The organism is Pseudomonas sp. Pseusp49 (assembly GCF_059491875.1).
In genome coordinates, this window is the sequence record NZ_CP168514.1 from 727,079 (window position 1) to 739,660 (window position 12,582).

Consider the following 12,582-nt stretch of genomic DNA (forward strand, 5'->3'; position numbering starts at 1 on the left):
AGCAGCATCGCGAGAAAGCTGACCATGGTTGAAAATAGCGAACTACGCAAAGCCGGCCTCAAAGTGACCCTGCCACGGGTCAAAATTCTGCAAATGCTCGACTCCGCCGAGCAACGCCACATGAGTGCCGAGGATGTCTACAAGGCCCTTATGGAGGCTGGTGAGGACGTCGGTCTGGCCACGGTTTACCGTGTTCTGACCCAGTTCGAGGCAGCTGGCCTTGTGGTGCGGCACAACTTCGACGGAGGCCACGCGGTCTTCGAACTGGACGACGGCAAGCATCACGACCATATGGTCAACGTCGAAACCAGCGAAGTGATCGAATTCTTCGACGAAGAAATCGAGCGGCTTCAGAAAGCAATCGTCGACAAGTATGGCTTCGAGATGGTTGATCACAATCTGGTGCTGTACGTGCGCAAGAAAAAGTAAGCATGTCGCGCGAACATCCGTTCGCGAAACGAGCGAAGGCGACCCCAGGGTCGCCTTCGTGCTTTCTGCTGTGCGCATGGTTCCTGTAGGAGCTGCCGCAGGCTGCGATCTTTTGATCTGTGCTTTTAGAAAGGGCAAAGTCAAAAGATCGCAGCCTGCGGCAGCTCCTACAGGATTCGCTTCAGATTTTTGCGGTGACGACCATTTTCTTGGCGTGCGCCAGGGATTCCTTGGTCAGATCGATGCCGCCCAGCATCCGCGCGACTTCTTCGACGCGCTCGTTTTTGCTCAGTTTGGAAACCGCCGTGCGGGTGGCATCTTCGCCGCGTACTTTATGCACAAATAAATGCTGATGACCTTGCGCTGCCACTTGCGGCAGGTGGGTCACGGTCAGCACCTGCCCACGCTCGCCGAGCCTGCGCAGTAACTGGCCGACGATTTCTGCGGTCGGGCCGCCAATGCCGACGTCGACTTCGTCGAACACCAGGGTCGGTACACGGGAGGTCTGTGCGGTGATCACCTGAATCGCCAGGCTGATCCGCGACAGTTCGCCGCCGGATGCCACTTTCGCCAGGGCCTTCAGCGGCTGGCCGGGGTTGGCGCTGACCAGCAGTTCTACCTGTTCGAGCCCGTTTGGCAGCAGTTCGTTGCCGCTGTTCGGGCGCAGTTCAATGGTGAAGCGCCCGCCTGGCATGCCCAGTCGCTGGATTTCCTGCTCCACGGCGCTGGCCAGGCTGTTCGAAGCTTGATGCCTTAGATCGCTCAGCTCCCGGGCCTTTTCCTGATAGTGCCGGGCATAGGACGACAGCTCATCGCTCAGGCGCTCGATGGATTCGTCGTTGGCGTTCAGGGTCTCGATTTCATCCAACAGTTTCTGCTGCATCTCGGCCACTTCAGTCGGCTGGATGCGGTGTTTGCGCGCCAGGGTATAGATCGCATCGAGGCGTTCTTCGAGGTATTGAAGGCGCGATGGATCGGCATCGAAATTGTCGAGGAAGCGGTTCAGTTCGCCCACGGCCTCCTCAACCTGGATCTGTGCGCTGGTCAGCAAACTGCTGGCTTCGCCCAGGGCGCCGATCGAGCTGTTCACGCTCGACAGGCGGTTGAGGCTGGCGGTGAGGGCGTTGAGGACATTCCCGGAATCACTTTCGCTGCATTGTTCGACGACTTGCCGGCAAATGCCCAGCAGGGTTTCGGCGTTGGTCAGGTTCTTGTGTTCCTGTTCCAGCTGCTCGAGCTCATTGTCACCGAGGCCAAGGTTTTCCAGTTCTTCGAGTTGATAGCTGAGCAGTTGATGACGTGCACGTTGCTCGTCGCCGGAGTTGGAGAGCCGCTCCAGTTCCTGGCGGGTCTGACGCCAGCGTTGGGCGGCCAGTTGAACCTGGCGGGCCAGATCCGTCGCGCCGGCATATTCATCGAGCAGGCGACGGTGGGTATCGGTCTTGAGCAGGGATTGGTGTTCGTGCTGGCTGTGAATGTCGATCAGCAGCTCGCCCAGCGCCTTGAGATCGCCAAGCGGGCAGGGCGTGCCGTTGATGTAGCCACGCGAACGACCTTCGGATGTGATCACCCGGCGCAGGATGCACGGGCCGTCGTTTTCGAGGTCGCGTTCTGCCAGCCAGGCGCTGGCTTCCGGAATGTCGGCCAGATCGAAGGTGGCCAGGATATCGGCCTTGTCGGCGCCCGGGCGGACCACGCCGCTGTCGGCACGATCGCCCAGGGTCAGGCCCAGCGCGTCGAGCATGATCGACTTGCCCGCGCCGGTTTCCCCGGTGATCACGCTCATCCCGCGATCGAGTTCGAGATCGAGATGTTCAACGATGGCGTAGTTGTGTACGGACAGGTGCACCAGCATATGGGCCGCTCCCAGGTGTTAGGTCTGGTTATTTATACAGTGTTTTGTTTCTGGCTGACAATGCCCCTCGTTAGCTCGATTCGATCGGTCCGACCAATCCCTTATCGCGAGCCGGCATGACAATGCGATTGTTTTTTGTAGGGTTAATCATCGGCGCCCCTTGAAGCCGGATTTTGCGGCCCCATATAGCTGGGCAGAAGCGCGAGTTGAGCTCGCGGACGATATTGAAAGGAGAAATCTATGGCTGACGAACAGACAGTGGATACGCAAAACCCAGACGCCAACCAGGCGCCCGAGGCTTCGGGTGAAGACCTGGCGGCTCGTGTACAAGTGCTCGAAGAGCAACTGGCAGGCGCTCAGGATCAGGCTTTGCGTGTAGCCGCCGATCTGCAGAACGTCCGCCGTCGCGCCGAGCAGGATGTGGAGAAGGCTCACAAGTTCGCGCTGGAAAAATTCGCCGGCGACCTGCTGCCGATCGTCGACAGTCTGGAACGCGGCCTGGAGCTGTCCAGCCCGGATGATGAAAGCATCCGTCCGATGCGCGAAGGCATCGAACTGACCCTGAAAATGTTCCACGACACCCTCAAGCGTTATCAGCTTGAAGCGATCGACCCGCATGGCGAACCGTTCAACGCCGTTCACCATCAGGCGATGGCCATGCAGGAAAGCGCCGATGTCGAGCCGAACAGCGTTCTGAAGGTGTTCCAGAAGGGCTATCAGCTCAATGGACGCCTGCTGCGCCCGGCGATGGTCGTGGTCAGCAAGGCGCCTGCGCCGGTTTCGCCTTCGATTGACGAGCAGGCTTGAAATCCGCCGCAAGGCCCCCATTTATAAGTCAAGCGTTTAAGTGCTACCGCAGTTAGCCACCACTGCTGCGGCAACCAAATCCAAAGTTTCGGGAGAGTGAACATGGGCAAAATTATCGGTATCGACCTGGGGACTACCAACTCCTGCGTCTCCGTGCTGGAAAACGGCAAGGCCAAAGTTATTGAAAACGCTGAAGGCGCGCGTACCACGCCGTCGATCATCGCTTACGCCAACGATGGCGAAATCCTGGTTGGCCAGTCGGCCAAGCGTCAGGCTGTGACCAATCCGCACAACACCCTGTATGCGGTGAAGCGTCTGATCGGTCGTCGTTTTGACGAAGAAGTCGTGCAGAAAGACATCCAGATGGTCCCTTACAAGATCGTCAAGGCTGACAACAGCGACGCCTGGGTTGAAGTGAACGGCCAGAAAATGGCGCCGCCACAAATCTCGGCTGAAATCCTGAAGAAAATGAAGAAGACCGCCGAAGACTACCTCGGCGAGACCGTGACTGAAGCGGTGATCACCGTTCCGGCCTACTTCAACGACAGCCAGCGTCAGGCGACCAAGGACGCCGGCCGCATCGCCGGTCTGGACGTAAAACGTATCATCAACGAACCGACCGCTGCTGCTCTGGCTTACGGTATGGACAAGGCCAAGGGCGATCACACCGTGATCGTTTACGACCTGGGTGGTGGTACTTTCGACGTTTCGGTGATCGAGATCGCTGAAGTCGATGGCGAGCACCAGTTCGAAGTACTGGCCACCAACGGTGACACGTTCCTGGGCGGTGAAGACTTCGACATTCGTCTGATCGACTACCTCGTCGACGAATTCAAGAAAGAAAGCGGCATGAACCTCAAGGGTGACCCGCTGGCCATGCAGCGCCTGAAAGAAGCTGCTGAAAAAGCCAAGATCGAACTGTCCTCGAGCCAGTCGACCGACGTGAACCTGCCGTACATCACTGCAGACGCCACCGGTCCTAAGCACCTGAACGTGAAGATCTCCCGCGCCAAGCTGGAAGCATTGGTGGAAGACCTGGTTCAGCGCACCATCGAACCTTGCCGCATCGCAATGAAAGATGCTGGTATCGACGTTGGCGCGATCAACGACGTGATTCTGGTGGGCGGTCAGACCCGTATGCCACTGGTTCAGAAGCTGGTCACCGAGTTCTTCGGCAAAGAAGCACGTAAAGACGTCAACCCGGACGAAGCGGTTGCCATGGGTGCTGCCATCCAGGGCGCGGTACTGGCCGGTGACGTGAAAGACGTTCTGCTGCTCGACGTCAGCCCGCTGACCCTGGGTATCGAAACCATGGGTGGCGTGATGACTGCGCTGATCGAGAAAAACACCACGATTCCTACCAAGAAATCGCAAGTGTTCTCGACCGCCGACGACAACCAGGGCGCCGTGACCATTCACGTGCTGCAGGGTGAGCGTAAGCAAGCCGCACAGAACAAGTCCCTGGGCAAGTTCGACCTGGCCGACATTCCACCAGCTCCACGTGGCGTGCCTCAGATCGAAGTGACCTTCGACATCGACGCCAACGGCATCCTGCACGTAGGTGCGAAGGACAAGGCCACCGGCAAGACTCAGTCGATCGTGATCAAGGCCAACTCCGGTCTGTCCGACGAGGAAATCGAGCGCATGGTGCGTGACGCCGAGGCTAACGCCGAGGAAGACCGCAAGTTCGAAGAGCTGGCCGCTGCCCGTAACCAGGGCGACGCGCTGGTTCACTCGACGCGCAAAATGGTGACCGATGCCGGCGATAAAGTGACTGCAGAAGAGAAGACTGCAATCGAAGCTGCCGTAGTTGCCCTGGAAGCCGCCGTCAAAGGCGACGACAAGGCTGCTATCGACGCCAAGGTTGAAGAGCTGTCGAAAGTCTCCGCTCCAGTGGCGCAGAAGATGTACGCCGAACAGGCTCAGCCTGCTGAAGGCGCTGCACCGCAGGGCGAATCGGCTGAGAAGGCTGACGACGTTGTCGATGCCGAGTTCGAAGAAGTCAAAGACCACAAGTAAGTTGTTGGTCGGCCGGTTGACTGCCTTTAGGCGGTGACTGGTAGGATGTCGCCGCGCGGGAGCTTGCTCCCGCGTTGGCGTATCTGGAATACGCGAATTTTTACAGCATGCGACAGCGTTCGCGTGCTGGCGGTATGGCCGGAAATGCTCCTGCTTTTCGAGCTGAAAGTACCGCATCGAATCAAAGACCAGGATCGTTGAATTGACGTGAGTTGGGTCCGGGCCTGTATTGGGGCTCAACGAGTTCGGCAGACTCAGGAGGGTTTTGCCGGACGTCCTCAAGAGTGCAAAGACTTATGGCAAAGCGTGACTATTACGAAGTGTTGGGTGTTGAGCGTGGCTCAAGCGAAGCGGACCTGAAAAAGGCTTACCGTCGCCTGGCGATGAAGCACCACCCGGACCGTAATCCCGATGACAAAGCGTCGGAAGAGATGTTCAAGGAGGCCAACGAGGCCTACGAAGTGCTGTCGGATTCCAGCAAGCGCGCGGCCTACGACCAGTACGGCCATGCCGGTGTCGACCCGAGCATGGGTGGCGGCGGTGCCGGTTTCGGTGGCCAGAACTTCTCCGACATCTTTGGCGATGTCTTCAGTGACTTCTTCGGTGGAGGTCGCGGCGGTTCCCGTGGCGGCGCTCAGCGCGGCAGTGACTTGCGCTACACCCTGGAACTGGACCTGGAAGAAGCGGTTCGCGGCACGACCGTGAATATCCGCGTTCCGACGCTGGTCAATTGCAAGCCGTGCGATGGCTCCGGTGCCAAGAAAGGTTCTTCGCCGGTGACTTGCCCGACCTGCGGCGGTATCGGCCAGGTGCGCATGCAGCAAGGCTTCTTCTCGGTACAGCAGACCTGCCCGCGCTGCCATGGCCAGGGCAAGATCATTTCCGATCCGTGCGATTCCTGCCACGGCGAAGGTCGCGTCGAAGAGTACAAGACCCTGTCGGTGAAAGTGCCGGCCGGCGTCGATACCGGTGACCGCATTCGTCTGTCCGGCGAAGGCGAGGCGGGTGCCCAGGGTGGCCCGACCGGCGACCTGTACGTGGTGATCAACGTGCGCGAGCACTCGATCTTCCAGCGTGATGGCAAGCACCTGTTCTGCGAAGTGCCGATCAGCTTCGTCGATGCGGCGCTGGGTGGCGAGCTGGAAATTCCGACCCTTGATGGTCGGGTCAAGTTGAAGATCCCCGAGGGCACCCAGACCGGCAAGCAGTTCCGAGTGCGTGGCAAGGGTGTCGCGCCTGTGCGTGGCGGTGGTGCGGGCGACTTGATGTGCCGTGTGGCGGTCGAGACGCCGGTCAACCTGAGCCGTCGCCAGCGCGAAATGCTCGAGGAATTCCGCAGTTCGCTGGCGGACGACAACAGCCATTCGCCGAAAACCACTGGCTGGTTCGAAGGCGTGAAACGCTTCTTCGGCGATTTGTAAGGAGACAGGCATGCGACGTATTGCAGTGATGGGCGCCGCCGGGCGCATGGGCAAGACCCTGATTGAAGCAGTGCAGCAGGCGCCAGGCGCTGGGTTGACGGCGGCAGTGGATCGTCCTGACAGCACGCTGGTCGGTGCGGATGCCGGTGAGCTGGCGGCTATCGGTCGCATCGGCGTGCCGCTGTCCGGCGATCTGGATCGGGTGGTCGACGAGTTCGACGTGCTGATCGACTTTACGCACCCGACGGTGACCCTGAAGAACCTGGCTTTCTGCCGTAAACACGGCAAGGCCATGATCATCGGGACCACGGGCTTCAGTGTTGAAGAAAAGCAGTTGTTGGCGGAAGCGGGCAAGGACATTCCGATTGTCTTCGCGGCCAACTTCAGTGTCGGGGTCAACCTGTGCCTGAAGCTGCTCGACACGGCCGCTCGCGTATTGGGTGACGATGTCGATATCGAAATCACCGAGGCTCACCATCGGCATAAAGTCGACGCGCCGTCCGGCACTGCCGTGCGCATGGGTGAGGTGATTGCCGATGCGTTGGGTCGTGACCTGAAGAAAGTGGCGGTGTATGGCCGTGAAGGCCAGACCGGTGCGCGTGATCGTGAAACCATCGGTTTCGCCACTGTGCGTGCCGGCGACATCGTCGGTGATCACACCGTGCTGTTCGCCGCCGACGGCGAGCGTGTCGAGATTACCCACAAGGCGTCCAGTCGCATGACCTTCGCCAAGGGTGCGGTACGTGCTGCATTGTGGCTGGACGGGCGCGAGCCTGGCCTTTACGACATGCAAGACGTGCTCGATCTGCGTTAAGATGCACCCGAAATCGGGCTCGCGCACCGCGTTTGAGCCCGGTTTTGTTCCGCCAAGCGACGTCCTGTCGCATTCTCCAGCCTTTAAGGCTCATTGGCGGTAGACCAAAAAGCCCTTTTTCTGTAAGCTACAGCTTTAGTGTGTCCACTAAAAGCGCGCAGAATAATTCAGTGAAGAAGCGGGGTGACGTGTCCATACGTCACTCCGCTTTTTTACAACCTGCGATCGCCCTTTCAGGCTTTATTTACGGGAGGTCTTCTTGACTAAGCCAGCCATACTCGCCCTTGCTGATGGCAGCATTTTTCGCGGCGAAGCCATTGGAGCCGACGGTCAGACCGTTGGTGAGGTGGTGTTCAACACCGCAATGACCGGCTATCAGGAAATCCTTACCGATCCTTCCTACGCCCAACAGATCGTTACCCTGACTTATCCGCACATCGGCAACACCGGCACCACGCCGGAAGACGCCGAGTCCAACCGCGTCTGGTCCGCTGGCCTGGTCATCCGTGACCTGCCTCTGGTGGCGAGCAACTGGCGTAACACGATGTCCCTGTCCGACTACCTGAAGGCCAACAATGTTGTGGCCATCGCCGGTATCGACACCCGCCGCCTGACGCGCATCCTGCGTGAAAAAGGCGCGCAGAACGGCTGCATCATGGCCGGTGACAACATTTCCGAAGAAGCCGCCATCGCCGCCGCCCAGGGTTTTCCTGGCCTGAAAGGCATGGATCTGGCGAAGGTTGTCAGCACCAAGGACAGCTACGAATGGCGTTCGACTGTCTGGGATCTGAAAACCGACAGCCACGCGACCATCGACGCGTCCGAGCTGCCGTACCACGTGGTTGCCTACGACTACGGCGTCAAGGTGAACATTCTGCGCATGCTGGTCGAGCGCGGTTGCCGCGTGACCGTGGTGCCTGCCCAGACGCCAGCTGCCGATGTGCTGGCGCTGAAGCCGGACGGCGTGTTCCTGTCCAACGGCCCTGGTGATCCGGAGCCTTGCGACTACGCGATCCAGGCGATCAAGGACGTGCTGGAAACCGAGATCCCGGTCTTCGGTATCTGCCTCGGTCACCAACTGCTGGCCCTGGCTTCCGGTGCCAAGACCCTGAAGATGGGTCACGGTCACCACGGTGCGAACCATCCGGTCCAGGACCTGGACACCGGTGTGGTGATGATCACCAGCCAGAACCACGGTTTTGCCGTGGACGAAGCCACCCTGCCAGCCAACGTTCGCGCGATCCACAAATCGCTGTTCGACGGCACCCTGCAAGGGATCGAGCGTACCGACAAGAGCGCCTTCAGCTTCCAGGGGCACCCGGAAGCCAGCCCTGGCCCGAACGACGTAGCGCCATTGTTCGATCGCTTCATCAACGAGATGGCCAAGCGACGCTGATCGCTCGCCTTGATGTAGCAAAGCTTGAGGGTGGCCCCGCACCGGCGGCCCCCTCAAGGCTTCAGAGATTGAACAAGACGGCTTGCCGACTGACCTGCGGATTTGAGTGACAAACCCATGCCAAAACGTACAGACATTAAAAGCATCCTGATTCTCGGCGCTGGCCCGATCGTGATCGGCCAGGCCTGCGAATTCGACTACTCCGGCGCCCAGGCCTGTAAAGCCCTGCGCGAGGAGGGTTACCGCGTCATCCTGGTGAACTCCAACCCGGCCACCATCATGACCGACCCGGCCATGGCCGACGCCACCTACATCGAGCCGATCAAGTGGCAGACCGTTGCCAAGATCATCGAGAAAGAGCGTCCGGACGCGCTGCTGCCGACCATGGGTGGCCAGACCGCCCTGAACTGCGCCCTGGACCTGGAGCGCGAAGGCGTTCTGGAGAAGTTCGGCGTAGAGATGATCGGTGCCAACGCCGATACCATCGACAAGGCTGAAGACCGTTCGCGTTTCGACAAGGCGATGAAGTCCATCGGCCTGGCGTGCCCGCGTTCCGGTATCGCCCACAGCATGGAAGAGGCCAACGCGGTCCTCGAGAAGCTTGGCTTCCCGTGCATCATCCGTCCGTCCTTCACCATGGGCGGCACCGGTGGCGGTATCGCTTACAACCGTGAAGAGTTCGAAGAAATCTGCGCCCGTGGTCTGGACCTGTCGCCGACCAAAGAGCTGCTGATCGACGAATCGCTGATCGGCTGGAAAGAGTACGAGATGGAGGTTGTCCGCGATAAGAAGGACAACTGCATCATCGTCTGCTCCATCGAAAACTTCGACCCGATGGGCGTGCACACCGGTGACTCGATCACCGTGGCTCCGGCACAGACCCTGACCGACAAGGAATACCAGATCCTGCGTAACGCCTCCCTGGCGGTGCTGCGCGAGATCGGCGTGGAAACCGGTGGTTCCAACGTTCAGTTCGGTATCTGCCCGAACACCGGCCGCATGGTCGTGATCGAAATGAACCCGCGCGTATCCCGCTCCTCGGCGCTGGCTTCGAAAGCCACCGGCTTCCCGATCGCCAAGGTCGCGGCCAAGCTGGCTGTGGGCTACACCCTCGACGAGCTGTCGAACGACATCACCGGCGGCAAGACCCCGGCGTCCTTCGAACCGTCCATCGACTACGTCGTGACCAAGTTGCCACGTTTCGCCTTCGAGAAGTTCTCCAAGGCTGACGCGCGCCTGACCACTCAAATGAAGTCGGTCGGTGAAGTCATGGCCATCGGCCGTACCTTCCAGGAATCCCTGCAGAAAGCCCTGCGCGGCCTGGAAGTTGGTGTTTGCGGCCTGGACGAGAAGGTTGATCTGGCCAATCCGGAAAGCATGAGCGTGCTCAAGCGCGAGCTGACCGTGCCGGGCGCCGAGCGTATCTGGTACGTGGCGGACGCCATGCGCGCCGGCATGAGTGTTGAAGACATCTTCGGCATGACCATGATCGATCCTTGGTTCCTGGTGCAGATGGAAGACCTGATCAAGGACGAAGAGAAGGTCAAGACCCTGGGTCTGACCAGCATCGACCGTGACCTGATGTTCCGTCTCAAGCGCAAGGGCTTCTCCGACATGCGTCTGGCCAAGCTGCTGGGCGTGACCGAGAAGGCCCTGCGTGCTCACCGTCACAAGCTGGAAATCTTCCCGGTCTACAAGCGCGTTGACACCTGCGCTGCCGAGTTCGCCACTGACACCGCTTACCTGTACTCGACGTATGAAGAAGAGTGCGAAGCGGCGCCATCGGGTCGCGACAAGATCATGATCCTGGGTGGCGGTCCGAACCGTATCGGCCAGGGCATCGAGTTCGACTACTGCTGCGTACACGCGGCACTGGCCCTGCGCGATGACGGTTACGAGACCATCATGGTCAACTGCAACCCGGAAACCGTTTCCACCGACTACGACACCTCCGATCGCCTGTACTTCGAGCCAGTGACCCTGGAAGACGTGCTGGAAATCGTTCGCGTCGAGAAGCCGAAAGGCGTGATCGTCCAGTACGGCGGCCAGACCCCGCTGAAACTGGCCCGCGCCCTGGAAGCTGCTGGCGTGCCGATCATCGGCACCAGCCCTGACGCCATCGACCGTGCCGAAGACCGCGAGCGCTTCCAGCAAATGGTCCAGCGCCTGAACCTGCGTCAGCCGCCAAACGCCACCGTGCGCAGCGAAGACGAAGCCATTCGTGCCGCGGCCAAGATCGGTTACCCGCTGGTGGTGCGCCCGTCCTACGTACTGGGCGGTCGTGCGATGGAAATCGTCTACGAAGAAGAAGAACTCAAGCGCTACCTGCGTGAAGCGGTTCAAGTGTCCAACGACAGCCCGGTGCTGCTGGACCACTTCCTCAACTGCGCCATCGAGATGGACGTGGATGCGGTCTGCGACGGCAAGGACGTGGTGATCGGCGCAATCATGCAGCACATCGAGCAGGCTGGCGTTCACTCCGGTGACTCCGCGTGCTCGCTGCCGCCGTACTCGCTGCCGGCGCACATCCAGGACGAGATGCGCGAGCAGGTCAAGAAAATGGCCCTGGAACTGGGCGTGGTCGGCCTGATGAACGTGCAGTTGGCGCTGCAAGGCGAAGACATCTACGTCATCGAAGTCAACCCGCGTGCTTCCCGTACCGTACCGTTCGTGTCCAAGTGCATCGGTGTTTCCCTGGCGATGATCGCAGCACGCGTGATGGCCGGTAAAACCCTGAAAGAACTGGGTTTCACCAAGGAAATCATCCCGAACTTCTACAGCGTGAAAGAGGCGGTGTTCCCGTTCGCCAAATTCCCTGGCGTTGACCCGATCCTCGGCCCAGAGATGAAGTCGACCGGTGAAGTGATGGGCGTGGGCGACACCTTCGGTGAAGCGTTCGCCAAGGCCCAGATGGGTGCCAGCGAAGTGTTGCCGACCGGCGGTACTGCGTTCATCAGCGTACGTGATGACGACAAGCCACTGGTTGCGGGCGTGGCCCGTGATCTGATCAACTTGGGCTTCGAAGTGGTTGCCACTGCCGGGACTGCCAAGCTGATCGAGGCTGCAGGCCTGAAAGTGCGCCGTGTGAACAAGGTGACCGAGGGTCGTCCGCACGTGGTCGACATGATCAAGAATGACGAAGTCACGCTGATCATCAACACCACCGAAGGTCGTCAGTCGATCGCTGATTCGTACTCCATTCGTCGTAATGCCCTGCAGCACAAGATTTACTGCACCACCACCATTGCTGCTGGCGAAGCCATCTGCGAAGCGCTGAAGTTCGGTCCCGAGAAGACCGTGCGCCGCTTGCAGGATCTACACGCAGGATTGAAGGCATGAGCATAACGAAGTACCCAATGACCGTTCAGGGCGCTCGCGCCCTGGAAGAAGAGCACACTCACCTGACCAAGGTCGTTCGTCCGAAGCTCAGCCAGGACATCGGTACGGCCCGCGAGTTGGGTGACTTGAAGGAAAACGCCGAATACCACGCTGCCCGCGAGCAGCAGGGTATGGTCGAGGCGCGGATCCGTGACATCGAAGGCCGCATGCAGAACGCGGTGATCATCGATGTGACGACCATCCCTCACACCGGCAAGGTGATTTTCGGCACCACCGTCGAAATCGCCAACGTCGAAACCGATGAAAGCGTGACTTACCAGATCGTTGGTGAGGACGAGGCTGACATCAAGCTCGGCAAGATTTCCGTCGGTTCGCCAATCGCTCGCGCCTTGATTGCCAAGGAAGAGGGGGATGTGGTCGCCGTGAAAACGCCTGGCGGTGTTATCGAGTACGAGATTGTCGAAGTTCGCCACATCTGAAGGCCGGCGCCCGTTTCGTGCGG

General features: G+C 59.8%; 9 protein-coding genes. 8 read left to right on the top strand and 1 reads right to left on the bottom strand.

What is annotated here, in order from left to right; genetic code table 11:
- The first annotated feature begins 24 nt into the window (after window positions 1-24).
- Window positions 25-429, top strand: a complete 405-nt coding sequence (fur, locus tag ACEN83_RS03115) for a ferric iron uptake transcriptional regulator (RefSeq protein WP_003197684.1) — start codon at window positions 25-27, stop codon at window positions 427-429.
- A 181-nt stretch (window positions 430-610) separates the two neighbouring features.
- Here fur and recN read toward each other — a convergent pair whose 3' ends face one another.
- Entirely contained in the window at window positions 611-2,284 is a 1,674-nt protein-coding gene (recN, locus tag ACEN83_RS03120) for a DNA repair protein RecN (RefSeq protein WP_116580922.1), read from the bottom strand.
- Between the two features lie 240 nt (window positions 2,285-2,524).
- Here recN and grpE point away from each other — a divergent pair, with 240 nt between their 5' ends.
- The 7 genes from grpE to greA all read left to right on the top strand — a co-directional run bounded on the left by grpE (window position 2,525) and on the right by greA (window position 12,559).
- The gene (grpE, locus tag ACEN83_RS03125; protein WP_007973134.1) at window positions 2,525-3,091 is read left to right on the top strand and encodes a nucleotide exchange factor GrpE; all 567 of its coding nucleotides are present in this window, start codon (window positions 2,525-2,527) and stop codon (window positions 3,089-3,091) included.
- Between the two features lie 102 nt (window positions 3,092-3,193).
- Entirely contained in the window at window positions 3,194-5,110 is a 1,917-nt protein-coding gene (dnaK, locus tag ACEN83_RS03130) for a molecular chaperone DnaK (RefSeq protein WP_007973133.1), read from the top strand.
- Between the two features lie 296 nt (window positions 5,111-5,406).
- Entirely contained in the window at window positions 5,407-6,531 is a 1,125-nt protein-coding gene (gene dnaJ, locus ACEN83_RS03135; protein ID WP_007973132.1) for a molecular chaperone DnaJ, read from the top strand.
- A gap of 10 nt (window positions 6,532-6,541) precedes the next feature.
- The gene (dapB, locus tag ACEN83_RS03140) at window positions 6,542-7,345 is read left to right on the top strand and encodes a 4-hydroxy-tetrahydrodipicolinate reductase (RefSeq protein WP_007973131.1); all 804 of its coding nucleotides are present in this window, start codon (window positions 6,542-6,544) and stop codon (window positions 7,343-7,345) included.
- Between the two features lie 259 nt (window positions 7,346-7,604).
- Window positions 7,605-8,741, top strand: a complete 1,137-nt coding sequence (carA, locus tag ACEN83_RS03145) for a glutamine-hydrolyzing carbamoyl-phosphate synthase small subunit (protein ID WP_007973130.1) — start codon at window positions 7,605-7,607, stop codon at window positions 8,739-8,741.
- 117 nt (window positions 8,742-8,858) lie between these two features.
- On the top strand, window positions 8,859-12,080 hold the full coding sequence (gene carB / locus ACEN83_RS03150; RefSeq protein ID WP_007973129.1) for a carbamoyl-phosphate synthase large subunit: 3,222 nt from the start codon (window positions 8,859-8,861) through the stop codon (window positions 12,078-12,080).
- 2 nt (window positions 12,081-12,082) lie between these two features.
- The gene (gene greA / locus ACEN83_RS03155) at window positions 12,083-12,559 is read left to right on the top strand and encodes a transcription elongation factor GreA (protein WP_093230733.1); all 477 of its coding nucleotides are present in this window, start codon (window positions 12,083-12,085) and stop codon (window positions 12,557-12,559) included.
- Window positions 12,560-12,582 lie beyond the last annotated feature (23 nt).

What these genes read in the sequence shown, in the direction of transcription:
- fur (WP_003197684.1), top strand. Translation starts at nt 25, where the DNA reads ATGGTTGAAAATAGCGAACTACGCAAAGCCGGCCTCAAAGTGACCCTG.
- recN (WP_116580922.1), bottom strand. Translation starts at nt 2,284, where the DNA reads ATGCTGGTGCACCTGTCCGTACACAACTACGCCATCGTTGAACATCTC.
- grpE (WP_007973134.1), top strand. Translation starts at nt 2,525, where the DNA reads ATGGCTGACGAACAGACAGTGGATACGCAAAACCCAGACGCCAACCAG.
- dnaK (WP_007973133.1), top strand. Translation starts at nt 3,194, where the DNA reads ATGGGCAAAATTATCGGTATCGACCTGGGGACTACCAACTCCTGCGTC.
- dnaJ (WP_007973132.1), top strand. Translation starts at nt 5,407, where the DNA reads ATGGCAAAGCGTGACTATTACGAAGTGTTGGGTGTTGAGCGTGGCTCA.
- dapB (WP_007973131.1), top strand. Translation starts at nt 6,542, where the DNA reads ATGCGACGTATTGCAGTGATGGGCGCCGCCGGGCGCATGGGCAAGACC.
- carB (WP_007973129.1), top strand. Translation starts at nt 8,859, where the DNA reads ATGCCAAAACGTACAGACATTAAAAGCATCCTGATTCTCGGCGCTGGC.